This is a genomic window from Vandammella animalimorsus (assembly GCF_002285285.1).
GTDB lineage: Bacteria > Pseudomonadota > Gammaproteobacteria > Burkholderiales > Burkholderiaceae_C > Lampropedia > Lampropedia animalimorsus.
In genome coordinates this window covers 74,928-97,830 of record NZ_NSJF01000003.1, presented here as the reverse complement: position 1 = coordinate 97,830, position 22,903 = coordinate 74,928, and the positions used below count along the sequence as shown (strand labels likewise).

Annotated in this window: 20 protein-coding genes; 11 read left to right on the top strand and 9 right to left on the bottom strand. The window is 66.4% G+C overall.

What is annotated here, in order from left to right; genetic code table 11:
• Positions 1-100: 100 nt before the first annotated feature.
• From CK620_RS06895 to CK620_RS06860, 8 genes are all read left to right on the top strand, one after another.
• On the top strand, positions 101-673 hold the full coding sequence (locus tag CK620_RS06895; RefSeq protein WP_095549697.1) for a ClpXP protease specificity-enhancing factor: 573 nt from the start codon (positions 101-103) through the stop codon (positions 671-673).
• Entirely contained in the window at positions 673-1,308 is a 636-nt protein-coding gene (locus CK620_RS06890; RefSeq protein ID WP_143325988.1) for a hypothetical protein, read from the top strand. Before CK620_RS06895 ends, CK620_RS06890 begins: the two co-directional genes overlap by 1 nt.
• 77 nt (positions 1,309-1,385) lie before the next feature.
• Positions 1,386-2,180, top strand: a complete 795-nt coding sequence (gene surE / locus CK620_RS06885) for a 5'/3'-nucleotidase SurE (RefSeq protein WP_095542626.1) — start codon at positions 1,386-1,388, stop codon at positions 2,178-2,180.
• A complete protein-coding gene (locus CK620_RS06880) occupies positions 2,180-3,019 on the top strand; it encodes a protein-L-isoaspartate(D-aspartate) O-methyltransferase (protein WP_095549695.1) in 840 nt (279 codons plus the stop codon). Before surE ends, CK620_RS06880 begins: the two co-directional genes overlap by 1 nt.
• 186 nt (positions 3,020-3,205) lie before the next feature.
• Positions 3,206-4,099: a peptidoglycan DD-metalloendopeptidase family protein gene (locus CK620_RS06875; protein WP_095549904.1), complete on the top strand. Its 894-nt coding sequence runs from the start codon at positions 3,206-3,208 to the stop codon at positions 4,097-4,099.
• Between the two features lie 70 nt (positions 4,100-4,169).
• Complete coding sequence (locus CK620_RS06870) at positions 4,170-5,219, top strand: RluA family pseudouridine synthase (RefSeq protein WP_095549694.1); 1,050 nt, start codon at positions 4,170-4,172, stop codon at positions 5,217-5,219.
• A 63-nt stretch (positions 5,220-5,282) separates the two neighbouring features.
• Positions 5,283-6,167 carry an SMC-Scp complex subunit ScpB gene (scpB, locus tag CK620_RS06865; protein WP_095549693.1) on the top strand — a complete coding sequence of 295 codons (885 nt, stop codon included), beginning with the start codon at positions 5,283-5,285 and terminating at the stop codon, positions 6,165-6,167.
• An 86-nt stretch (positions 6,168-6,253) separates the two neighbouring features.
• Positions 6,254-7,453, top strand: coding sequence for a pseudouridine synthase (locus CK620_RS06860; protein ID WP_095549692.1), 1,200 nt, complete (start codon positions 6,254-6,256; stop codon positions 7,451-7,453).
• Positions 7,454-7,904: 451 nt separating this feature from the next.
• Here the strand turns inward: CK620_RS06860 and CK620_RS06855 are convergent, their stop codons facing one another.
• From CK620_RS06855 to CK620_RS06845, 3 genes are read right to left on the bottom strand one after another with little or no spacing between them, the layout of a single operon-like run.
• A complete protein-coding gene (locus CK620_RS06855) occupies positions 7,905-9,377 on the bottom strand; it encodes an efflux transporter outer membrane subunit (protein ID WP_095549691.1) in 1,473 nt (490 codons plus the stop codon).
• A gap of 19 nt (positions 9,378-9,396) precedes the next feature.
• A complete protein-coding gene (locus tag CK620_RS06850) occupies positions 9,397-12,618 on the bottom strand; it encodes an efflux RND transporter permease subunit (protein WP_095549690.1) in 3,222 nt (1,073 codons plus the stop codon).
• A gap of 38 nt (positions 12,619-12,656) precedes the next feature.
• Complete coding sequence (locus tag CK620_RS06845) at positions 12,657-13,940, bottom strand: efflux RND transporter periplasmic adaptor subunit (protein ID WP_095549689.1); 1,284 nt, start codon at positions 13,938-13,940, stop codon at positions 12,657-12,659.
• Between the two features lie 396 nt (positions 13,941-14,336).
• Here CK620_RS06845 and mtrR point away from each other — a divergent pair, with 396 nt between their 5' ends.
• The 3 genes from mtrR to CK620_RS06830 all read left to right on the top strand — a co-directional run bounded on the left by mtrR (position 14,337) and on the right by CK620_RS06830 (position 16,800).
• A complete protein-coding gene (gene mtrR, locus CK620_RS06840) occupies positions 14,337-14,978 on the top strand; it encodes a multidrug efflux system transcriptional repressor MtrR (RefSeq protein ID WP_095549688.1) in 642 nt (213 codons plus the stop codon).
• Between the two features lie 150 nt (positions 14,979-15,128).
• Complete coding sequence (locus CK620_RS06835) at positions 15,129-15,896, top strand: lysophospholipid acyltransferase family protein (RefSeq protein ID WP_095549903.1); 768 nt, start codon at positions 15,129-15,131, stop codon at positions 15,894-15,896.
• Positions 15,871-16,800 (top strand): M48 family metallopeptidase, encoded by a 930-nt coding sequence (locus CK620_RS06830; RefSeq protein WP_095549687.1) that lies wholly within the window; start codon positions 15,871-15,873, stop codon positions 16,798-16,800. The genes CK620_RS06835 and CK620_RS06830 overlap by 26 nt, the downstream gene beginning before the upstream one ends.
• A gap of 67 nt (positions 16,801-16,867) precedes the next feature.
• Here CK620_RS06830 and CK620_RS06825 read toward each other — a convergent pair whose 3' ends face one another.
• The 6 genes from CK620_RS06825 to efp all read right to left on the bottom strand — a co-directional run bounded on the left by CK620_RS06825 (position 16,868) and on the right by efp (position 22,730).
• A complete protein-coding gene (locus CK620_RS06825; RefSeq protein WP_095543536.1) occupies positions 16,868-17,623 on the bottom strand; it encodes an amino acid ABC transporter ATP-binding protein in 756 nt (251 codons plus the stop codon).
• A 16-nt stretch (positions 17,624-17,639) separates the two neighbouring features.
• The gene (locus CK620_RS06820; protein ID WP_095543535.1) at positions 17,640-18,284 is read right to left on the bottom strand and encodes an amino acid ABC transporter permease; all 645 of its coding nucleotides are present in this window, start codon (positions 18,282-18,284) and stop codon (positions 17,640-17,642) included.
• A gap of 211 nt (positions 18,285-18,495) precedes the next feature.
• Positions 18,496-19,275 carry an amino acid ABC transporter substrate-binding protein gene (locus tag CK620_RS06815; RefSeq protein ID WP_238944970.1) on the bottom strand — a complete coding sequence of 260 codons (780 nt, stop codon included), beginning with the start codon at positions 19,273-19,275 and terminating at the stop codon, positions 18,496-18,498.
• Between the two features lie 138 nt (positions 19,276-19,413).
• On the bottom strand, positions 19,414-20,421 hold the full coding sequence (gene miaA, locus CK620_RS06810; protein WP_095549686.1) for a tRNA (adenosine(37)-N6)-dimethylallyltransferase MiaA: 1,008 nt from the start codon (positions 20,419-20,421) through the stop codon (positions 19,414-19,416).
• A 52-nt stretch (positions 20,422-20,473) separates the two neighbouring features.
• On the bottom strand, positions 20,474-21,817 hold the full coding sequence (gene gdhA, locus CK620_RS06805) for an NADP-specific glutamate dehydrogenase (protein WP_095549685.1): 1,344 nt from the start codon (positions 21,815-21,817) through the stop codon (positions 20,474-20,476).
• A gap of 358 nt (positions 21,818-22,175) precedes the next feature.
• Positions 22,176-22,730: an elongation factor P gene (gene efp, locus CK620_RS06800; protein WP_095539444.1), complete on the bottom strand. Its 555-nt coding sequence runs from the start codon at positions 22,728-22,730 to the stop codon at positions 22,176-22,178.
• Positions 22,731-22,903: the final 173 nt, after the last annotated feature.

Below are 22,903 nucleotides of genomic sequence, written 5' to 3'. Positions count from 1 at the left end.
AGGCCGCGTTGGCGTGAAAAACGCCTGTGCTCCAGCCCCTCCCGCCGCCGCTGCATCGGCCAGCGGCACCATGCCCACTGGTTGACTGGTTGCTGCCGCCATGAGCCCTTCTGACGACGATACCCCCCTGCCTTCGACGCAGCCTTATCTGCTGCGTGCGTTGCACGAATGGTGCACCGACAATGGGCTGACGCCTTTCATCGCCGTCAAGGTCGATGGCTCGGTGCGTGTGCCGCCAGAGTTCGTTCGCAACGGCGAGATCGTGCTCAACATCAGCTACGACGCCACCTCCAAGCTGCAGCTGGGCAACGAATACATTGAATTCCAGGCGCGCTTTGGTGGCGTGCTGCGCCACATCCTCGTGCCGGTGAACCGCGTCATGGCCATTTATGCACGCGAAAACGGCCAGGGCATGGCGTTTGCCGTGCCCGACACGGTGCTGGCATCCAGTGGTCTTGAGCAGGGGCATGCCGATGACGCGCCTGCCGCCCAGCCGCCCCATGAGGCAGCCCCCCCGCCTGATGCTGCGCCGCGCCCGGTGTTGCGCGCCGTGCCGTCGCCTGCACAGCCTGCTTCGCCCAGCGGCGAGCATGGGCCAGACGATGAAGGGCCACCCCCGCCCAGTGCCCCAGGACCGGCCGGCAAGCGTCCGGCGCTGCGGCGCATCAAATGATGCCCCGGGCAGTCCGCATGGCGCGGCCAGCGCGCCGCAGCAGGCTTTGGGCGCTGCTGTTTGTCGCAGGCGCAGCCGCCGGTGCGCTGGCCTGGGCGCAGCCGCAGGGCGCAGCTGCATCTAATGAAGCGCCGCTGCTGCCCGGCGACAGCGTGGTGCCGTTGATGGAGGTGCCGCTCTCCCCGCAGCAGCCCGCTCAGAACGTAGCGGCAACAGCCCGGACGGACAAGTCGCAGGCCGCATCCGTTGCTGCCGCGCCGCCACAGCGTCTGGATAAGTTGCAGCACACGCGCGTGCTGTGCGATGCGGCGCTGCAGCGCATGGCGCAGATGCAGATTGCCGCCGCCTTTGAGTTGCTGGCGCCGCACTGGCCGCTGCCCGAACGCGAGCTGGCGCAGCTGGCGGCCGAGACAGAAGGGCAGTTTCGTCAGCTGCTGGCCGGCGGCGGCAAGATCCTGGGCCACGAATGGGTGCGTAGCCGCCAGGGCGGCAAAAGCGTGGTGCAGCACCTGTATTTGCTCAAGCTGCAGCACCATGGCCTGCGCGTGGCCTGCACCTTTTACAAGCCGCAGGCGCAGTGGCAGGTGCATACGGTGTTCTGGGATGAGCAGCTCGAGAGTCTGCTGGAGCCTTGAGCCTTGCCCTGCCAGGCGCCGTTGCCCTGTTGCCGCCCGCCTGTGTGCCGGCTCTTTTTTGATCCCCTTTGCGCATGTTGAAAATTCTGCTTTGCAATGACGATGGCTATCTGGCCCCGGGCATCGTGGCGCTGCATGAGGCCTTGAGCGCTCTGCCCGATGTGCGCGTCGATGTCGTGGCGCCCGAGCACAACAACAGTGCCAAATCCAATGCCTTGACGCTGAATGCGCCGCTTTACGTTCATGATGCGCCGATGGGCTTTCGTTACGTCAATGGCACACCGGCCGATTGCGTACACATTGCCTTGACGGGCCTGCTGGATTACCGGCCTGATCTGGTGGTCTCCGGCATCAACAACGGCGCCAACATGGGCGACGACACCATCTACTCGGGCACTGTGGGCGCGGCGATGGAGGGTTATCTGTTCGGTATTCCAGCCATTGCACTGTCGCAGGTGGACAAGGGCTGGGCCCATCTGGAAAGCGCCGCCCAGGCGGCTGCTCTGTTGGTGGCGCAACTGCGCCAGCAGCAGCTCATCGGCCAGATGCCTTGGCTGCTCAACGTCAACATCCCCAATCTGCCGCTGAATTCCTTGGGGCCCCTGCGCTGGTGCCGGTTGGGGCGGCGCCATGCGGCCGAGCGCGTGATCCGCCAGCAGAACCCGCGTGGAGAGACCATGTACTGGATCGGCGCCTCCGGCGCAGCCAGCGACGCCAGCGAGGGCACGGACTTCCACGCCACGGCCCAGGGCCATGTGGCCGTTACGCCGCTGCAGGTGGATTTGAGCGACCACGCGCAGCTGCAGGCGTGGCAGGGTCGGCTGAATGTGCCGGGTTTTGGCGCCGCAGCCTGGCAGCAGATGGGGGTGTGATGCAGAAGAAAGCCCGCTTTCCGGCCCAGGTGCTGCCAGCGCCCGCAGCATCGCCAGCGCGCGTGGCCGCGCCCGGCGCGCTGGCCCGGCCCGCCGCTGCTTCCGTGCGCAGCAGCATGGCGCAGCCTGCGCTGACCACGTCAGCGGCCGGCTGGCGTCAACCCCAACCTGCAGCGGCGGCCGACGCCTCCAGCCAGCAGGGCGCGCGCGAGCGCATGGTCAAGCGCCTGGCGACGCTGCCAGGCATGCACCCGCAGGTGCTTGAGGCCATGCGCCAGGTGCCGCGCCATGCCTTCATCGACTCCGCATTGGGCGGCAAGGCCTACGACGAGAACAGCCTGCCGATCGGCTTTGGGCAGACCATCTCCAAGCCCTCGGTCGTGGCGCGGATGCTCTCGCTGCTGCTGTCCATGGCATCTGGAGGCGATCGCATTGCAGGGCGTGTGCTGGAGATAGGCACTGGCTGCGGCTACCAAGCGGCGGTGCTCAGCCAAATCGCTTCAGAGGTCTATTCCATTGAGCGCCTGCGTGGCCTGCACGAGCGGGCCCGCCACAATCTGCGGCCCATGCGCGTGGCCAATCTGCACCTGCTCTTTGGCGATGGCATGGCCGGTTATGCCAGCGGCGCGCCGTATGCGGCCATCGTCTCCGCAGCAGGCGGCGATGCCATCCCGCAGGCCTGGGTCGAGCAGCTGGCCATGGGGGGGCGCATCATCGCCCCCACCGTGGCTCAAGGCGGGGCACAAGTGCTGATGGTGCTGGACAAAACACCAGCCGGCGTGCGGCAGCAGGCCCTGGAGGCCGTACACTTCGTTCCATTAAAATCCGGCGTTTCATAACACGGGCTGGGGATGCTTTGCACAAATCGCAGCGCTGTGCGCACTGCGGCTCGGGCAGTCTGCAGAGCCCGCAAATCCTCGCGATACTCTCTGGTGTCGCTGGGGTTAGCGCCTGGCATCCCATCCTGATCCGCAGCGCACACAGCTGCTGGATCCGTGCAGAACATCCTTAGGGAAGATTCGATGATGCAATTGCAAAAACCATGGTTTGGTGCGGGCAGCGCAATCGCTGCCTGTTTGCTGGTGGCTGGCTGTTCCAGCGTCTCGCTCAATCAGGCGCCCGTCGAAGACCGCGCTGGCGTGGGGGAAGTGGGCAGCGTGGCGCCCATCGTGCCTGCCCCGCCGGGCCACTACACCGTCAAGCCTGGCGATACCCTGATCCGCATCGGCTTGGAGACTGGCCAGAGCTGGAAGGACATTGCCGCCTGGAATCAACTGGCCAATGCCGATGTGATCGAAGTCGGCCAGGTGCTGCGCGTGGTGCCGCCGGGCGCCGTGCCGCCAGCGGCGGGCGCGGGCAATGCCGGCGGATCGGCCGTGGCCCCGGTTGCAGTGGCTGGCGGCGCTACGGGCGCGCCCAGCGCGCCCAGCGGCGGTGGCGTGGAGGTGCGCCCCATCCCTCCGGCAGGCTCGGCCGCCGAGCCCCCGGCTGTGCGCAGCAATACCCCCATCCCCACCGTGACGGCCGGCACACCGCCGGCGGCCCCGGCAGGCGGCATTCAACTGGCCTGGCCGGCCAACGGCCCGCTGCTGGCGGGTTTCAACGAGACCACCAACAAGGGCTACGACATCGGCGGCAAAGCAGGCGATCCCGTCGTTGCAGCAGCCGATGGCCATGTGGTCTACGCTGGCGCGGGCCTGCGCGGCTACGGCAACCTCATCATCCTCAAGCACAACGACGAGTACCTGACGGCGTATGCGCACAACCGCGTGCTGCTGGTCAAGGAAGACCAGCGCGTTTCGCGTGGGCAGAAGATTGCTGAAATGGGCAATACCGATGCCGATCGCGTCAAGCTGCACTTCGAAGTGCGCCGTCAGGGCAAGCCCGTCAACCCTGCAGGCTATCTGCCCAAGCGCTGAGGCTTGCCTGCCTGATGCCGTGCCCCAGCCCGATCGGCGGTCGGGGGAGCACGGCATTTCGCGCCTTGGTATGAGCGATCTGGAATCCTTGCAGGGCGCGGCGCAGCCCGAATTTGATCTGAGCGGCGAGCTGCGCGAGCAGCCCGTGGCCGCCGCGCTGCATGGCGCGCGGCTGGACAAGGCGCTGCTGGAGCTGGCGCCGGAGTTCTCCCGCAGCCATTTGCAGCAACTCATCCGCAGCGGCCAGGTCTGGCTGGATGGCGCGGCGGCCATCAAGCCCGCGCAGAAAGTGGCCGTGGGCCAATGCCTGCGCGTGGCGCTGCAGCCCACGGAACAAAGCCAGGCCTTCGTGCCCGAGCCCATGGCGCTGGACATCGTTTACGAAGACCAGGCGCTGCTGGTGCTCAACAAACCGGCCGGGCTGGTCGTGCACCCGGCCGCAGGCCACTGGCGCGGCACCTTGCTCAATGGCCTGTTGGCCCATGCCCCGGTGTTTGCCACGCTGCCGCGCGCGGGCATCGTGCACCGTCTGGACAAGGACACCAGCGGCCTGATGGTCGTGGCCAAAAGCCTGCCAGCGGCTACGGCGTTGGTGGCGCAGATTGCACAGCGCGCCGTGGCGCGCCGTTACCTGGCCGTGGCCCATGCTGGCCCAGGCGCCTGCGCCTGGCCCGAGGCCGGACAGGCGCTGCGCGTCGATGCGCCCATCGGGCGCGACCCGCAGCAGCGCTTGCGCATGGCGGTGGTCGATCTGCAGCGCCACCCTGGCAAGCCAGCGCAGACCGACATGCGCCTGCTGGCGCGGCAGGGCGGTTTTGCGCTGCTGCACTGCGCCCTGCACACTGGCCGCACGCACCAGATCCGCGTGCATGCCAAGCATCTGGGCTGGCCTTTGGTGGGCGATGCCACTTATGGTGGTCAGGCTCATCCGGCCATTGCCAGGCAAGCCCTGCACGCTTGGCAGCTGGCCTTGGCGCATCCGCTGCATGGCCAGCCGCTGCGCTTTTGCGCCGCGCCGCCGCAGGATATGCAGCAGCTGCTGCAGGCCCTGCAACTGCCCTGGCCAGAGGTCGTTGAAGCTGAGCTGCCTGGCGTTGGCCAGTTCGCCGACAATCGCTGATGCGCGGCAGAGGCCGGCGCGTTGCGCCCTGGCCTGCGCCTTTCTCCCTATTTGCTGTGATTCATGAACTCTGTGCCAGCCCGTCCTGTCGATCCGATCTCCGTACTGGAGGCGGCCTTGCTGTGCGCCCCGGCACCGATGGCCATGCCCAGCCTGCAGGCCTTGTTCGAGGAGCCGCCGGACGCAGCGCAAATCCAGGCCTGGCTTGAGCAGCTGCAAATCGACTGGGCGCACCGTGGGCTGGAGCTGGTGCAGGTCGCCAGTGGCTGGCGCTTCCAAAGCCGCGCGAATGTGCTGCCGTTTCTGGCCCGGCTCGAGCCTGAGCGCACGCCACGCTACTCGCGCGCGGCGATGGAAATCCTGGCGGTGATCGCCTACCGCCAGCCCGTCACGCGCGGCGACATCGAGGAAATCCGCGGCGTGGCCGTCAACAGCCAGATCATCAAGCAGCTGGAGGAGCGCGGCTGGATCGAAGTCATCGGTCACCGCGAGTCCGTCGGTCGCCCGGCGCTGTTTGCCACCACCGGCCAGTTCCTGGATGACCTGGGTTTGGCCTCGCTGCGCGACCTGCCCGAAATCGATGCCGTCAGCGAAGCCACGTTGCAGCAGCTGGGCCTGGGCCCTGCCACTGCGCCAGCTGGCAGTGGCGAAAGCAGTGCAGCCGAGTCCGCAGCGCTTTCAACCCAGGAAACAACCAAAGACACAGACGAAGCGCCGATTGACGCGGCATTGGAAAAGGCGCCAGCAGCCACTGCTGAAGCCGAGCCGCCAGCGCCAGCCGAGCAGCCGCCCCAGGACTTGCATCAGGAGCCATCGTCGCTACAGACTGAGGGCTTGCCCGATGCGCAGCAGGCCGATGCCGATGCCGTGATTGGCGGCATGACCACCATTGCGCCCGCCGAGCAATCGGGGCCTCCGGAGTTGCCTCAACGACCACTGTCCTCGTGAGCGCCAAGCCCCTGTGGGCAAACCCCAGAATTCCACGGCCCAGCCCTCGAAGAGGGCAGGGCGCCCAGCCCAGCGAAAGCACCACCATGCAAGCCAAGAAACCTTCCCGCAATGCAGCAAGCCGCAAGCCCGGCACAGGCCGGGGCGGGCCGCCAGCGCCCTCCACCCCCGCGCCCCGCCCACGCCGCAGCCCGCGCCAGGGCGCAGCGCCTGAGGCCGCTCCAGCCAGCCCCGTCGCCACCGGGCAGCGCCAGGCGCACAAGCGCGTGCTGCAGCCCGATGCCCAGCAGCCCAAGCTGCACAAGCTGCTGGCGCAGGCCGGCGTAGGCTCACGCCTGGAGATGGAGGCGCTGATCGCCCAGGGGCGCATCACCGTCAATGACCAGCCTGCGCACGTTGGCCAGCGCGTGCAGCATGGCGACCAAATCAAGATCAACGGCAAGCCCCTGCGCCTGCGCGTGGCCCCGCCCGCAGTGCGGGTGCTGGCCTACCACAAGGTGGCCGGGGAAATGGTCACGCGCGAAGACCCGCAAAACCGCCCGACCGTATTCCGCAAGCTGCCGCACCTGGCGCATGGCAAATGGCAGGCCGTGGGCCGGCTGGACCTGAACACCGAAGGCCTGCTGCTGCTGACCAACTCGGGCGACCTGGCCAACCGGCTCATGCACCCGCGTTACGGGCTGGAGCGCGAATACGCCGTGCGCATCCTGGGCGCTTTGAGCAGCAGCGAGCGCCAGCAGCTGCTCGACGGCGTAATGCTCGAAGACGGCCATGCCGCCTTCGGCAGCATCCAGGACGGCGGCGGCGAGGGCGTCAACCAGTGGTACAAGGTCACCATCAGCGAAGGCCGCAACCGCGAAGTGCGCCGCATGATGGAGGCCGTAGGCCATGCTGTCAGCCGCCTGATCCGCGTGCGCTATGGCAGCGTGGTGCTGATGCGCGGCCTGCGCCGAGGCATGTGGCTGGAGTTGCCCGAGCGCGACGTGGCGCGCCTGATGGAGGAGGCCGGCATGCCCCGGCCGCAGGCCAGCGCACCGGGCCAGCGCGGCGCAGGCCGCAGTGCCCCGCCCGACCGCAGCCGCGGCCGCAACAAGCCCTCAGGCCCAGCGGCGCCGCGCAGCCGGGGCGCTGGCAGTGCGCGCGCGCCACAGGCCGCGCCGCGTGGCAAGCCCAAATCCGCCCAGGGCTACATCGGCGCCGATGGGCTGGGGGCGATGGTCGGGCGCCGTGGCGGCAAAGGCCGGCCAGGCGCGGCAGGCCGCGGCCCGGGCCGCCGGGGGCGTTGAGCATTTGCGTTCATGCAGGCGGGCCTGCTGCCCAGTGCGAGCGCCATGAAGATGGCGTGCGTTGGCTGCCGCTTGTGGCCATTGTGGGGGCCGAGGCTGGAATGAGCGCCCAGCGGCGCAGTCACTTTCTTTTTTGAACAAAGAAAGTGACCAAAGAAAAAGACCTTGCTGCCTGCGACCCCTTCGCTTCGCTGCTGCGCACAGGGGTAGGCCGTCTCCCCCGGGCCGCCGCTTTGCGCGGCCCTTTTCAGAGCCTGTTCAAAGTCTCTGCACGGCGGTCAAGAGAGCGGATTTGGGCGGCCTGCGGCGTTGCAAGGCCTGGCCATAGCGGGGGCTATGGCTGCGTTTTGCGCCTTGCAGCCCATCCCAAACCGCTTCTTGCCCGCTCGTGCCGAGACTTTGAACAGGCTCTCAGATCCAGCCCACTCGCGCCAAGGTCGTGGACAACGACTCAAGGCTTGAGTCCGCCGCCCAGGGCCTTGTAGAGATCGGCCAGGTTCTCCAGCTGTGTGAGTTGGTTGGCCAGCAGCGCCATGTTGGCGGCGTAGCTGCTGCGCTCGGCGTCGAGCAGGTCCAGCGCGCTGGCCACGCCGTGCTGGTAGCGCAGGCGCACCAATTGCAGGGCCTGCTCGTAGGCCTGGCTTTGGCGGGTGTTGGCGGCGTGGCGCTGCTGGAGCTGTTCGCGCGCCACCAGGGCGTTGGCCACGTCACGAAAGGCCGCTTGCACGGCGGCTTCGTAGTTCACGATCTGGGCCTGCTGGCGCACTTTGGCGGCGTCGAGGTTGGCTTGCAGGCTGCCCCAGTTGAAGATGGGCAGTGTGATCGCAGGCGCAAAGCTCCAGGTGTGGTTGCCGCCACCGAACAGGCCGCTCAGCTCGTTGGAGCCGGTGCCTACGCTGCTGGTCAGGCGGATGCTGGGGAAGAAGGCCGCGCGCGCCGCGCCGATCTGGGCATTGGCCTGCTTCAGGGCGAATTCGGCGGCGCGGATGTCGGGCCGGTTCAGCAACACTTCGGAGCTCAGCCCAGCGGGCAGGCGCTCGATCTTGAACTGCTGCGCCAGCGGCAGGCCTTCGGGCAAGTCCTCGGGCAGCGGTTGGTTGATGAGCATGGCCAGGGCGTTGAGCGCCTGCTGGCGCGCCTGCACGGCGCCGGCGTAGTCGGCCTTGGCCGATTCGATCAGGGCCTCCTGCTGGCGCAGGTCCAGCGCGGAGACCACGCCGGAGCGGTGCTTGAGCTGTGTGAGCGCGTAGGTTTGCTCGCGCGTGGTGAGCACGCTTTGGGCCAGCGCCATGGCCTGCTGGGCGTAGCGCTCGTTGAAGTAGGCCTTGGCCACGGCGGCCACCAGTGCCAGGTGGGCGCTGTCGCGGCTGGCGGCGCTGCCCAGATAGGCCTGCAGCGCCGCTTCGCTGGCGCTGCGCAGTTTGCCGAACAGGTCGATCTCGTAGGCCGTGATGCCCAGCCCCACGCTGTAGGACGAGGCCACGTAGGCCGCGCCATTGGGGCTGAGGTCTTGGGCCACGCGCGCGCGCGAGGCGCCGGCGCTGGCGCCCAGGGCCGGCAGTTGGTCGGCGCGCGCAATCATGTACTGCTGGCGCACGGCCTCCGCATTGAGCGCGGCGCGGCGCAGATCGGTGTTGCGCGCCAAGGCCAGCTCGATCAATCGGTGCAGGCGCGCATCGGCAAAGTAGTCTTTCCAGCCCAGCGATGCGGCCTGGATGGCGGGCTGATCCTGCGGCGCTGGCGTGTCGTAGGCAAAGTGCTCTGGCACGCTCACAGCAGGCGGCTCATAGGCGGGGATCATGGCGCAGCCAGACAGCGCGGCGGCCGTGGCCAACGCAGCCAGTGCGCCCAGCGCAGGGCGCAGCAGCAGGCGGCGCTGCTGGGGCCGCAGGGGGTAGGGCGGGGCGGGACGGTTCGGGTTCATGGGGGCATTCTCCTCTCGGTCAGGCGGCATGGGGCGTGTGCTGTGTGGCGGCGGCATCGGCCACCACGGCCGCGGCCTCGCCCCCATCCGTGCCGGCGCGCGGCTTGTCGCCCTTGAAGAGCTTGCGCACGACGACGTAGAACATCGGCACGAAGAACACCGACAGCAAGGTGCCCACCAACATGCCCCACAGCACGGGCGTGCCGATGGCGCGTTGGCTGGCGGCGCTGGCGCCGCTGGCCAGATACAGCGGCACCACGCCCAGGATGAAGGCCAGCGAGGTCATCAAAATGGGCCTGAAGCGCAGGTGCGCGGCTTCCAGTGCAGCCTCCAGCGCGCTGCGGCCGGCTTGCTGCAAGTCTTTGGCGAACTCGATGATGAGGATGGCATTTTTGGCCGACAGGCCAATGACCGTGATCAGGCCGACCTGGAAGTAAATGTCGTTGAGGTAGGTCGCGGGCAGGCCGAAGAACTGGGCGTTGAACCAGTTGCGCCCCAGCGCGCCCAGCACCACGCCCAGAAAGCCCAGCGGCACCACCAGGATCACCGCCAGCGGGATGGACCAGCTCTCATACAAAGCGGCCAGCGCCAGGAACACGGCCAGGATGGCAAAGCCGTACAGCAGCATGGTTTGCGTGCTGCCCTTGGCCTCCTCGCGCGATTGGCCGGCCCACTCCAGGCTGAAGCCGGGCATTTCATCCACCAGGCGCTGCACCTCGGCCATCAAATCGCCCGAGGAATAGCCCGAGCCCGGCCGGGCCGCGCCTTCGAGCTTCATGGCCGGATAGCCGTTGAAGCGCACGCTTTGCTGCATGCCCTTTTGCCAACTGGCGCTGGCGATGGTGGCCAGCGGCACGGCCTGACCGGCGCTGTTGGGCACGGTCAGCGCCAGAATGTCCTCGGGCTGCATGCGCGCCGTGGCCTCGGCCTGCACGATGACGCGCTGCAAGCGGCCGTTGTTGGGGAAGTCGTTGACGTAGGACGAGCCCAGCGCCGTGGCCAGCACGCTGCGGATGCTGGCGAAGTCGATGCCCTGCGCGGCAGCGGCCTCGCGGTTGATCTCGATCTTCACCTGCGGCGCGTCCTCCAGGCCGGAGGCGCGCGTTTGGCTGGGGTCGAACATGGGGTTCTGGCGCAGCTTGCCCAGCAGCTCATTGCGCTTGGCCAACAGGGCCTCGTGGCCGGCATTGCTGCGGTCTTGCAGGTACATCTCAAAGCCCGAGCTGTTGCCCAGCTCGAAGATGGCCGGCGGGTTGATGACCAGCGCAAAGCCATCGCTGACGCTGCCCATCAGCGCGCCGGTGAACTTGCCCGCCACCGAGGCAGCGTCGCTGCCGGGCGCGGTGCGCTGCTGCCAGTCGGTCAGGGTCAGAAAGCCCATGCCCATGTTCTGCGCCGCGCCAGCGAAGCTGAAGCCGGAGACGCCCACAAAGTTTTGCACTTCCGGCAGCTGGTTGGCGATCTGGCTGGCCACGGCCAGCGTGGCGTCGGTGCGCTCCTTGGTCGCGCCCGAGGGCAGTTGCACGATCATGATCAGCGAGCCTTGGTCTTCCTCGGGCAGGAAGGAGGTGGGCAGTCGCGTGAACATCCACGCCGCGCCAGCGGCCAGCGCCAAATACACCACCATCAGGCTGGCCGAGCGGCGCAGCAGCCGCGCCACCACGCCTTCATAGCCGCGGTTGAGCTTGCTGAAGTTGCGGTTGAACCAGCCGAAAAAGCCGCGCTTTTCCATGTGGTGGCCCTTGGCCACGGGCTTGAGCAAGGTGGCCGCCAGCGCGGGCGTGAGCGACAGCGCCAGAAAGGCCGAGAAGGCAATGGCCAGCGCCATGGTCAGTGCGAACTGGCGGTAGATGTTGCCCGTGGCGCCGCTGAACATGGCCAGCGGCACGAACACCGAGATCAGCACCGCCGTGATGCCGATCACCGCGCCGGAGATCTGGCCCATGGCCTTGCGCGTGGCCTGCAGGGGCGGCAGCCCCTCCTCGCTCATGATGCGCTCGACGTTTTCCACCACCACGATGGCGTCGTCCACCACGATGCCGATCACCAGCACCATGGCAAACATGGTCAGCACGTTGATGGACAGGCCCAGATACCAGATGCCCGCAAACGCCCCCATCAGCGAGATGGGCACGACGATGGTGGGGATCAGCGTGTAGCGGATGTTCTGCAGGAAGATGAACATCACGATGAACACCAGCACGATGGCTTCGAGCAAGGTCTTGACCACCGCCTCGATGGAGAGCTTGACGAAGGTGGAGGTGTCATACGGGGCCGACCATTGCAGATCGGCGGGGAAGAACTTTTGCAGCTCCTCCATCTTCGCGCGCACCGCCTGGGCCGTGGCCATGGCATTGCCGCTGTTGGAGAGCATCACCGCCATGCCCACGGCCGATTGGCCGTTGAGGGTGGTGGAAGATCCATAACTCTGGCTGCCCAGCTCGATGCGCGCCACGTCCTTCAAATACACATTGGCCCCGCCCGTGGTGGAGCGCAGCATGATGTTGCCGAACTGCTCGGGCGTGCGCAACTGCCCGTCCACGGCCACGGTGGCCGTGATGGTCTGGCCCTGGGCCACGGGCTGCTCGCCAATGGCGCCAGCGGAAATCTGCGCGTTCTGCGCGGCGATGGCCGCCGTCACGTTGGCAAACGAGAGGTTGTAGTTTTGCAGCTTGGCCGGATCGACCCAGACGCGCATGGCCCGCTCGGAGCCAAACAGCCGCGCCTCGCCCACGCCGTCGATGCGCTGGATGGCCGGCTTGATGTTGCGCTCGATGTAGTCGGAGACCTCCTCGCTGCCCATGGTTTGCGAGGACATCATCAGCACCATCAGGAAGTTCGAGCGCGACTTGCTCACCCGCACACCGTTTTGCTGCACGGTGGCGGGCAGCAAAGCCGTGACTTCGGAGAGCTTGTTCTGCACGCTCACCTGCGCCAGGTCTTCGTCGGTCTCGGGCGTGAAGGTCAGGCTGACCGAGCCCGTGCCGTCCGCCGTGGCGCTGGTGCTCATGTAGTCCAGCCCTTCCAGGCCGTTCATGTTGCGCTCGATCACGGCCAGCACGCTGTCCTCCATCACCTGGGCCGAAGCGCCAGGGTAGGCGGCCGACAAGGTGATGGTGGGCGCGCCCACGGCCGGGTATTGCGACACCGGCAGATTGCGGATGCCGATCACGCCCGCAATGACGATGAAAATCGAAATGACCCACGCAAAAATGGGCCGATTGATGAAAAACTGGGCCATGCAAGCTCCTGGTTCTGAACGGGGGCGGTATGGCCTGTTTACTGCGCGGCGCTGCCGGGCTTGGCCGCTGCGTCTGTGCCAGCCGGGGCGGTGCCTGCATGGGCGCCAGGGGCAGCGCCCGCTGCGGGCGCCGCCGCGCCGGGCGGCGTCCACTCGCGCGTTTGCACCTTCTTGGCGCCGCTCATGCCCGCAATCATGGTGCCATCGACGATCACCTTGTCCCCATCCTGGAGGCCGCCGGTGACGATCCAATACGCGCCCTGCTGGCCGCCCACCGTCACCATGCGCGGCTGCATCTGGCCTTGCTCATCGACGATCAGCGCCACATCCTGCTTGCCGCGCGTGATGGCCTGCTGCGGCACCAGGAAGGCATTGCCGATGTCACCCTGGGGCAGGCCCACGCGCACGTACAGGCCGGGCAGCAGCACGTTGTCGGGGTTGGGGATTTCCGCGCGCAGCGTCACCTGGCCGGTCGATTCATTGACCGTCAAATCGGCAAACAGCAAGCGGCCCTTGTGCGGGTACTCCTTGCCGTTTTCAAACTTGATGCTCACCTGCATCGCCCCATCGACCAACTGGCGCTTGCCATCGGCAACATCCTGCTTGAGCTGCATCACCTCGTTGGCCGACTGCGTCACGTTCACGTACATCGGGTGGGTCTGCTGGATGGTGGCCAGCTTGTTGGCATCACCGGCCGTCACCAGCGCCCCTTCAGAGACGTAGGACTGACCGATGTAGCCCGAAATCGGCGCCGTGATGCGCGAATAGTTCACATTGATCTGCGCCGACTTGATCGCCGCATGGGCCGCCTTCACGCTGGCCTCGGCCGAGCGCTGCGTGGCCACGGCCGAGTCGTACTCCTGCTGGCTGATGGCATTGGCCGCCACCAGCGGCTTGTAGCGCAGCAAATCGGCCTTGGCCTTGGCCAGCGCCGCCTGGGCCGAAGCCAGTTGCGCGCGGGCGCTCTCCAGCGCCGCCACGTAGGGCGCGTCATCGAGCTGGTACAGCGCCTGCCCGGCCTTGACGTAGCTGCCCTCCTTGAACAGGCGCTTTTGGATGATGCCGCCCACGCGCGGGCGCACATCGGCCACGCGGTGCGCGGCCAGGCGACCGGGCAAATCGGTGTGGGTGCCCACCGATTGCGCACGCACCGTCACCACGCGCACCTCGGGCAATGGGGCCTGCTGCGCTTGTTGCTGTGCGGGCGTTTCGTTGGCCTGGCTATCGCTGCAGGCGCTCAGGCCCAAAGTACTGGCGGCGGCCAGCGCCAGCCAGCATGTGCGCCGCACGGTGGCATGAAACGGTGTCAGAGAAATCGCCATGTGGAAGTCCTGTTCTTGTGGGGATGTGCGATGTGGCGGGGCTGGGGCAGAGCCTGTGTGTTCAGAGCCTGTGCTCCAAGCCGCTGCGTGTCGTCAGTCAAGACAGCGGATTGGGGCGCCCTGCGGCGTTGCGCCTTGCGGCAGCCCATTCAAAACCACGGTTTGCCCGCTCGCGCCGAGATTTTGAGCAGGCTTTCAGGCCAGGCGCGAGCAGGCCCCGATCGGGCAAGGCGAATTATATACATGCATGAATGGATGTTTAAATCGGGCGCCACAGCTTTGCCAAAAATATACATACATTCATGAATTTATAATCCCGCCTCGCAGCGGCCAAGAGCCCTTGCAGCACGGCCTGCAAGGGCCGCTGCAGAACCCCCGCGTTTTGAAACCCCCGACATGCGCAGAACCAAAGCCCAGGCCCAGGAAACCCGCGACCAGCTGATGCGCGCCGCGCTGGACGTGTTCGACCAGCGCGGCGTCTCGCGCGCCTCGCTCAATGAAATTGCGCAATGCGCCGGCGTGACGCGTGGCGCGCTGTACTGGCACTTCAAGAACAAGGAGGACTTGTTCGATGCGCTGTTCCAGCACATTTTTGAAGACCTCAGCCACAGCTTGGCAGAGGACATCCGCAACCAGGCGCCGGACATGCTGCAAAGCCTGCGTCAGGCGCTGCTGAACAACTTTGAGCGCATTGAGCACAATGCGCTGCACCATAAGTTCTGCCGCATTCTCTACCTCAAGTGTGAGCACACCGAGGACAATGCCGCCATTTTGGGCGTGATGGATCGCTACCAGGACATGTGGCGCGAACAAATCCACAGCGCACTGCGCCTGTGCGTGCAACAGCAGCGCTTGCCGCAGGCGCTGGACATTGCGCTGGCGGCGGTGTATCTCAAGTCGGTGGTGTTTGGCCTGATCGAGCTTTGGCTGATCCGGCCCGAACAGCTCGACCTGGGGCGCACTGCCCCGCGCATCGTGGATGCGGCGCTGCACGCACTGCAGCACACCCCGTTTCTGCAAACCACCCAGACCGGCTGAACAGGTTCAGCCTCGCCCCTAACCTCGCCCCATTCCCGCATGCCTGCCCCCTTGCCCCCCCCAAACGCACACCCCCCCTTGTTGCCGTCGCGCCCGCGCGGCCTGGCCTATGCCTGGGCGGCGCTGCGCTCCTGGCTGCATCTGCTGCTGATGGGCGCCACCATGGTGCCCTATGCCTTGGTGCTGCTGGTGGTAGCGCTTTTCGTGCGTGGCGAGCCCATTTACCGCATTGGCGTGGCCTGGCTGGATGTGTGTGTGCGCAGCGCCCGCTGGCTGCTGGGCATTCGCCACCGTGTGCGAGGCATGGAACATTTGCCAGCCTATGACAAGGCCCAACAAGGGCAGATGCCCAAGGTGGTGGTGCTGGCCAAGCACCAGTCCACCTACGAAACCTTTTTGCTGCCGCTGGTGCTGCGCCACGTCGTGCTGTCCTACGTCTTCAAGAAGGAATTGCTGGCCATCCCCTTCTTCGGCTGGGGCATTGGCCGCATGGACATGGTGCACATCGACCGCGAGCAGGGCATCCGCGCCTTTCGCAAGGTGCTGGCCCAGGGGCAGCGGGTCATGGCGCTGGGCAACTGGGTCATCATGTTCCCCGAAGGCACGCGCGTGCCGCGCGGTCAGGCTGGCGATTACAAGGCCAGCGGCGCGCGGCTGGCGGTGGATACGGGCGCGCTGGTGGTGCCGGTGGCCGTGGCCTCGGCGCGTTGCTGGGCGCCGCGCGCCATCGTCAAATACCCCGGTACGGTGGATGTGTCCATCGGAGCGCCCATCAGCACCGAGGGCAAGAGCGCGCCACAGGTCATGGCCGAGGTGGAGCAGTGGATCGAGGCTGAGATGCGCCGCATCGATCCGCAGGCCTATCCGGCCCAAGACCAGGCTCTGACTGGGCATGGCGCGTCCGATGCAGCAGGCTGAGCTGGCGCTGCCTCAGTCACAACAGCCCACAGGCGCGGCCAGCGCGCTGTGGCGGCACCCGCAGGCCAATCGCCACGTCGTGCTGCAGCATGGCGGCCAGGCGCTGTACGTGGCCTACCACTGGCAGGGGGCCCAGCGGCGCAGCGTGGGCATGCGCGTGAGCGCACAGGGCCTGCAGGTGCGCGCGCCGCACTGGCTGGGGGTGGCACAGCTCGAAGCCATCCTGCAAGGGCGGGCGCGCTGGCTCATCGGCCAATGGCAGGCCTTGCAGAAGATGGGGCAAGACGGCCCTCCGGGCGCTGGCGCAGCGGCGGTCTGGGCCGAGGGCTGTGGCCTGGTCTGGCAAGGCCAGCTGCTGCGCATTGCCCTGGGCCTGGCCGGGCGGCGCGCGCTGCTGCAACCCCTGGCCCAGCCCGTGGCATTGGCCAGTGGCGCGCGCATTGCCGGGCGCGCGGCCTGGTTGGGCCATGCCAGGCAAGAGGGCGATGAGGCCTGCCAGGCCGGGCAGCTGTTGCACCTGCCGCTGCGCCGTGATGCCAGCGCCAGCGCCATCGCCCAGGCGGCCCAGCACTGGCTGCGCGCGCAGGCCATGGCGCAATTGCAGCAGCGCTGCGCGCATTTCGCGCCACTGATGGGGGTGAGCCCCCGCCGCCTGGCGCTGACCAACGCCCAGACCCGCTGGGGCAGCGCCAGCGCCAGCGGGGACATCCGCCTGCATTGGCGGCTGGCGCAGTGCGCGCCGCAGCTGTTCGATTACGTGCTGGTGCACGAGCTGGCGCACCTGCACGAGATGAACCACGGCCCGCGCTTCTGGGCCTGGGTCGAGCGCATCCAGCCCGACTATGCCCAGCACCGCTCCCGGCTGCGGCAACTGCGCTTTGAGCCTTGGGAGGTGCAGGCCTGAAGGCGGCCAATCTTGGGGGGAGGCAGTAGCCTGAGAGGGGTGTCGCCAAGGCTTGCAACAGGCTCTTCTACAGCATCTGGCACAAAAAGGCCCGGCTGCGCTCGTGCTGCGGGTTGGCGAAGAACTGCGCCGAGGGGGCGTTTTCCAGGATCTGGCCCTGGTCCATGAATACCACGCGGCCAGCCACTTCACGCGCAAAGCCCATTTCGTGCGTCACCACCAGCATGGTCATGTGCTCCTGGGCCAGGGCGCGCATGGTGCGCAGCACTTCGACGGTGAGCTCCGGATCCAGCGCCGAGGTGGGTTCATCAAACAGCATGATCTGCGGCTCCATGGCCAGCGCGCGGGCGATGGCCACGCGCTGCTTTTGTCCGCCCGAGAGCCGGCCGGGGTAGTTGTCGCGCTTGGCCAGCAGGCCCACCTTGGTCAGCAGCGCCTCGGCCTGGGCGATGGCCGCATCGCGCGCCAGGCCTTTGACCGTCACCGGCGCCTCGATGATGTTTTCCAGCACCGTCATGTGCGGAAACAGATTGAAGCTCTGGAACACCATGCCCATCTTGCGGCAAATGCGGCGCAGCTGCGCATCGGGCGCATAGCGCACCTGGCCGGTGGCGGCATCGGTCTCGGCCAGGGCCTCGCCCTCGATGTGGATGCTGCCCGCGTCGATGGTTTCAAGGTGGTTCAGACAGCGCAAAAATGTGCTCTTGCCAGAGCCCGAGGGGCCAATGACGGCCACCACCTCGCCTTGGGCCAGGTCCAGCGAAACGCCGTCGAGCACGCGGTGCGCACCAAATGATTTGCCCAGGCCTTGGGCGCGGATCATGGTTTGGGGCTGGGGCTTACTGGTCGTAGCGGGCATAGTGTCGCTCCAGGCGCTGGAACAGCCAGGTCAGCACCAAGGTCATCAGCAGATAGAAGATGGCGGCCACCACGAAGGCGGTGGTGTTGAAGTCGCGCTGCACGATCAGGCGCGCCGCGCGCAGCAGATCATTGAGCGCCAGCACGTAGATCAGCGAGGTGTCCTTGACCAGGGTGATGGTCTCGTTGCTCATCGGCGGCAGGATGTGGCGCACCATCTGCGGCAGCACGATGCGGCGCATGGTTTGGGTGTAGTTCAGCCCCAGCACCTTGGCGCCCTCGTACTGGCCGCGATCCACCGATTGGATGCCCGAGCGAAAGATTTCAGCGAAATAGGCCGCGTAGTTCAGCACGAAGGCAACGACGGCGGTGGGAAAGTCCGGCAGGGTGATGCCCATGCCCGGCAGTGCAAAGTAGATGAAGAAAATTTGCAGCAGCAGCGGCGTGCCGCGCATCAGCCAGATGTAGCCGTTGACCAATGCGCTCAACGGCCCCAGGCGTGAGACACGCGCCAGCGCCAGCAGCAGTCCCAGCGGGATGGCCAGTGACAGCGTGATGGCAAACAGCGTCAGTGTCACTTGCAGGCCATCCCACAGGGCCGGCAGCATCGAGAGGACGTAGTTCATGACAAAGGGGCAAGAGGAATGTCGGCGCGCAAGGCCGCTGGGGCCGCTGGGCCGCACCCGGGTACGGCAATGGGCCTGCTGCGATGCCAGCAAGGCCCAAAAAGAAGCCGCTTTTCGCGCCGTGCCGCCACAGGCGGCGCAAGGCGCGAAAAGCGGTGGGTTTGCGGCAGCGGGCGAGTATCAAACGTGTGCCCGCCGCTGCCCGCGCGGCTTACTTGATGACGTTGGCGCCGAACCACTTCTCGGAGATCTTCTGTGCCGTGCCGTCCTTCTTCATCTCGGCCAGCGTGGCGTCGACCTTTTGCAGCAGCTCGGCGTCGTCCTTGCGCATGCCCACGCCGTAGTCCTCGGTGCCGAAGTTGTCCTCCAGCACGCGGAAATCATTGGCGCGCTTGGCCACGTAGTAGCGACCCACGACCTCATCGACCACCACGGCATCGAGGCGGCCTGTGCCCAGGTCCATCAGCGCGGTGATGTTGTCGGCAAAGGTCTTGAGCTGCTTGAAGCTCTTGGCCACGTCCGCTTCCTTGTTGATGGCCTCGACGGCGCTGCTGCCTTCCTGCGCGCCCACCACCTTGCCGGCCAGGCCGGCCTTGTTGGTGATGTCGGACTTGGCGCCCACGACGATGATCTGGTGGTTTTCCATGTAGGGGGCGGTAAAGCCGATGTGCTTCTTGCGCTCCTCGGTGATGGTCAGGCCGTTCCACAGCACGTCCACGCGCTTGCTGTTGAGCTCGGCCTCCTTGGCGCCCCAGTCGATGGGGCGGAACTCGGCCTTGACGTTCATGCGCTTGGCCACTTCGCGGGCCATGTCGATGTCGAAGCCGACGATCTCGTTCTTCTCATCGCGAAAGCCCATGGGCGGGAAGTTGTCGTCCAGGCCCACGACGATGGTGCCTGCGTTGGCCTCGGCCTTGGCGGTTTCAGCAGCGGCATGGCCATGGGCCACCAGCAAAGAAGCAACAACGGGGGCGAGCAAAAGTTTTTTCAGGTTCAACATCGAAGTACCCAAGGCAATGAAAGAAAAAGTCCAAAAGACACAAAAACAGCGCGTCAGCAGTGCGGCCGCCGCGCGCAAGAGCGCGATTGTCACCTGTGTTGGCGGTGATTTCAACCAAACCGGGCCCCATCATGGCAAATCGGCGGCGCTGGCGATGGCGTGCTGCAGGCGAGGCAGGGCCTGTTGCAGCATTTGCTCGGCGGTGAGCTGGTCGCTGTGCAGCACTTGGCGGCTGGGCATGCTGCGCAGCCAGGTCATTTGCCGCTTGGCCAGTTGGCGGGTGGCGGCTTCGGCCTGCGCGACCCAGGCATCTGCCGGCAGTTGACCATCGAGCATCTGCCAGGCCTGGCGATAGCCCACGGCGCGCATGGATGGCAGCTGCGCGTGCAGCAGCGGGTTGGCGCGCAGCGCGCGCACCTCGTCCAGAAAGCCGTCCTGCAGCATCTGCGCAAAGCGCTGCGCCACGCGCTGGTGCAGCCAGGCGCGTTCGGCAGGCTCTACCGACAGCATGCGTTGCGCGATCCAGTCCGCCAGGCCAGGCTGCGCCTGCCGGGCGCGCTGCTGCAGCTGCGACAGCGGCTGGCCGGTGAGCTGCCAGACCTCCAGCGCGCGCTGGATGCGCTGGGCATCGCGCGGCGCCAGGCGCGCGGCCGTGGCCGGATCGACCTGGGCCAGCCAGGCATGCAGTGCCGGCCAGCCCTGGCGCTGCGCGCGCGCTTCCAGCTCGGCGCGCACGGCGGCATCGGCCGGGGGCAGGGCGTCCAGACCGTGCAGCAGGGCCTGCAAATACATCAGCGTGCCGCCCACCAGCAGCGGGAAGGCGCCGCGCGCCAGGATTTGGTCGATGCACTGCAGGCAATCGCTCAGGAACTCGGCCACGCTGTAGCTGTGCTGCGGCGCGCGGATGTCGATCAGATGGTGCGGCACCTGGGCGCGCTCGGCCCGCGTAGGTTTGGCCGTGCCGATGTCCATGCCCTGATAGACCAGCGCCGAATCGACGCTGACGATCTCCAGCTGCTGCGTAGGCGCAAGCGCCTGCGCCAGGGCCAGGGCCAGGGCGGATTTGCCGCTGGCCGTGGGCCCGGTGAGAATGAAAAACGGCCTGTCGAGCAGGCCGTTGTGCTGGATGTCCGCCATCGGTATGGGACTCCTGTTGTGCCACAGCGCGCTGCGCCGTGGCAGAGCGGGCTCAGACCACGCCCTGGGCCAGCATGGCGTCGGCCACTTTGACGAAGCCGGCGATGTTGGCGCCGTCGATGTAGCTGACCTTGCCGTCGGCGCGGCGGCCATACTCCAGGCAGGCCTTGTGGATGCTTTGCATGATGCCGAACAGGCGCTGATCCACTTCCTGGCGCGTCCAGGCCAGGCGCATGGCGTTCTGGCTCATCTCCAGGCCGGAGGTGGCCACGCCGCCGGCGTTGCTGGCCTTGCCGGGCGCGAACAGCACGCCAGCGGCTTCAAACGCCTTGGCCGCTTCGATGGTGCAGGGCATGTTGGCGCCTTCGGCCACGCAGACCACGCCGTTGGCAATCAGCGTCTTGGCGTCGTTCTCGTCCAGCTCGTTCTGCGTAGCGCAGGGCAGGGCGACTTCGGCCGGAATGTGCCAGGGGCGCTTGCCTTCGATGTACTCGGCGCCGACCTTGGCGGCGTAGTCCTTGACGCGGCCGTACTGCACGTTCTTGATGTCCATCAGGATGGCGAGTTTCTCGGGCGAGAAGCCTGCGGGGTCATAGACGGTGCCGTTGGAGTCCGAGCAGGTGACGACGGTGGCGCCCAATGCCATGGCTTTTTCGATGGCGTATTGCGCCACGTTACCCGAGCCGGAAACGGCCACTTTCATGCCTTGGAAGGAGTTGCGCGCCTCGTTGAGCATGGCTTCGGCAAAGTACACGGTGCCGTAGCCGGTGGCCTCGGGGCGGATCAGCGAGCCGCCCAGGTTCAGCGGCTTGCCGGTGAGCACGCAGTCGGCGCGGTTGGTGAGCTTTTTGATGTAGCCGGCGATGTAGCCGATCTCACGCCCGCCCACGCCGATGTCGCCCGCAGGCACATCGGTGTCGGCGCCGACGTGGCGGTACAGCTCGGCGGCAAACGCCTGGCAAAAGCGCATGATTTCGCCATTGCTCTTGCCCTTGGGGTCGAAGTCCGAACCGCCCTTGCCGCCGCCCATGGGCAGGGTGGTCAGCGCGTTTTTGAAGGTTTGTTCAAAGGCCAGGAATTTGAGCACCGAGAGGTTGACCGAGGGGTGAAAGCGCAAGCCGCCCTTGTAGGGGCCAATGGCCATGCTGTGCTGGATGCGGTAGCCACGGTTGACTTGCACCTTGCCCGCGTCGTCCACCCAGCAGACGCGGAACATGATGATGCGCTCTGGTTCTGCCAGGCGCTCCAGCAGATTGTGTTCGGCGTATTGCGGGTGCTTGCTGATGAAGGGCCAGAGGCTCTCAAACACTTCAGTGGCCGCTTGTTGGAATTCGGGCTGGCCGGGGTTGCGCTGGGCGATGTGGTCGAGAAATTGCTGGAGGGACAGATCAGACATGGTAGGGAGGTCCTGAAAAAAAGAATCAAACGAAATGCCGCTTGCGCCTGCCGCTGCTGCATTGCCCATGCCAGGGGCAGATACCGGACACGCACAGGGCAGGCCCCAGGGGCAACGTCTCAGAACAAGGGGTTCTCAGGTTGCTTGGCGAGTGTCGCGCGCACGGCCTTTGGGCTGTATGACGCCATCTCCACGCAATTTGCCGCTGTGGTGCGAAGCCCCGTCGTGGGGGGATGCGCACACGCACACCTGGGCCACCGGCGGCGATCAGCGCCAGGGCCTCGATCCATCGGCCAGCAAGGATTTCAAGCAGGTGCATGGCCAGCCTGTGCCGTGCACCACGCGACAGGGGGGTAAATCAGACGCGCTTGCGGTACTCGCCGGTGCGCGTGTCGATCTCGATGCGATCGCCCTGGTTGACGAACAGCGGCACGGCCACTTCAAAGCCTGTGGCAATTTTCGAGGGCTTGAGTACCTTGCCCGAGGTGTCGCCCTTGACGCCCGGCTCGGTCCAGGTGACCTCGCGCTCCACGCTGGTGGGCAGTTCCACCGAAATGGCCTTGCCGTCGTAGAACACTACTTCGGCGCTCATGCCGTCTTCCAGGTAGTTCAGGGCGTCGCCCATGTTGGCGGCCTCGACCTCGTACTGGTTGTATTCGCTGTCCATCCACACGTACATCGGGTCGGCGAAGTAGGAGTAGGTGCACTCCTTCTTGTCGAGGATGACGTTGTCGATCTTGTCGTCAGCCTTGAACACCACCTCGGTGCCCATGTTCGACAGCAGCGCCTTGAGCTTCATGCGCACCGTTGCCGCGCCGCGCCCGCCGCGTGCGTATTCGGTCTTGAGGACGATCATCGGATCCTTGCCATGCATGATGACGTTGCCGGCGCGGATTTCTTGTGCGATTTTCATAAAAGATAAGCGTTGTCTGGATCAAAGAATCCTGCTTGGCAGGGGCCTGCCATGGGGTGCTGCAGTGCAAAAAAAAGCTGCGAGATCAAAGCCCGCAGCCCGCGCAACTGATAGAAAAAATCGCCACGACCAATGGACAGGCCCACACAGGGCCGAGGGCGGATTTTATCCCA

Excerpts from the sequence above, each read along its gene's own strand:
- CK620_RS06860 (WP_095549692.1), top strand. The coding sequence starts at position 6,254 with ATGCAAGCCAAGAAACCTTCCCGCAATGCAGCAAGCCGCAAGCCCGGC.
- CK620_RS06850 (WP_095549690.1), bottom strand. The coding sequence starts at position 12,618 with ATGGCCCAGTTTTTCATCAATCGGCCCATTTTTGCGTGGGTCATTTCG.
- mtrR (WP_095549688.1), top strand. The coding sequence starts at position 14,337 with ATGCGCAGAACCAAAGCCCAGGCCCAGGAAACCCGCGACCAGCTGATG.
- CK620_RS06880 (WP_095549695.1), top strand. The coding sequence starts at position 2,180 with ATGCAGAAGAAAGCCCGCTTTCCGGCCCAGGTGCTGCCAGCGCCCGCA.
- CK620_RS06825 (WP_095543536.1), bottom strand. The coding sequence starts at position 17,623 with ATGATCCGCGCCCAAGGCCTGGGCAAATCATTTGGTGCGCACCGCGTG.
- CK620_RS06820 (WP_095543535.1), bottom strand. The coding sequence starts at position 18,284 with ATGAACTACGTCCTCTCGATGCTGCCGGCCCTGTGGGATGGCCTGCAA.
- efp (WP_095539444.1), bottom strand. The coding sequence starts at position 22,730 with ATGAAAATCGCACAAGAAATCCGCGCCGGCAACGTCATCATGCATGGC.
- miaA (WP_095549686.1), bottom strand. The coding sequence starts at position 20,421 with ATGGCGGACATCCAGCACAACGGCCTGCTCGACAGGCCGTTTTTCATT.
- CK620_RS06855 (WP_095549691.1), bottom strand. The coding sequence starts at position 9,377 with ATGAACCCGAACCGTCCCGCCCCGCCCTACCCCCTGCGGCCCCAGCAG.
- CK620_RS06835 (WP_095549903.1), top strand. The coding sequence starts at position 15,129 with ATGGGCGCCACCATGGTGCCCTATGCCTTGGTGCTGCTGGTGGTAGCG.
- CK620_RS06845 (WP_095549689.1), bottom strand. The coding sequence starts at position 13,940 with ATGGCGATTTCTCTGACACCGTTTCATGCCACCGTGCGGCGCACATGC.
- CK620_RS06875 (WP_095549904.1), top strand. The coding sequence starts at position 3,206 with ATGCAATTGCAAAAACCATGGTTTGGTGCGGGCAGCGCAATCGCTGCC.
- CK620_RS06895 (WP_095549697.1), top strand. The coding sequence starts at position 101 with ATGAGCCCTTCTGACGACGATACCCCCCTGCCTTCGACGCAGCCTTAT.
- gdhA (WP_095549685.1), bottom strand. The coding sequence starts at position 21,817 with ATGTCTGATCTGTCCCTCCAGCAATTTCTCGACCACATCGCCCAGCGC.
- CK620_RS06890 (WP_143325988.1), top strand. The coding sequence starts at position 673 with ATGCCCCGGGCAGTCCGCATGGCGCGGCCAGCGCGCCGCAGCAGGCTT.
- CK620_RS06830 (WP_095549687.1), top strand. The coding sequence starts at position 15,871 with ATGGCGCGTCCGATGCAGCAGGCTGAGCTGGCGCTGCCTCAGTCACAA.
- CK620_RS06870 (WP_095549694.1), top strand. The coding sequence starts at position 4,170 with ATGAGCGATCTGGAATCCTTGCAGGGCGCGGCGCAGCCCGAATTTGAT.
- scpB (WP_095549693.1), top strand. The coding sequence starts at position 5,283 with ATGAACTCTGTGCCAGCCCGTCCTGTCGATCCGATCTCCGTACTGGAG.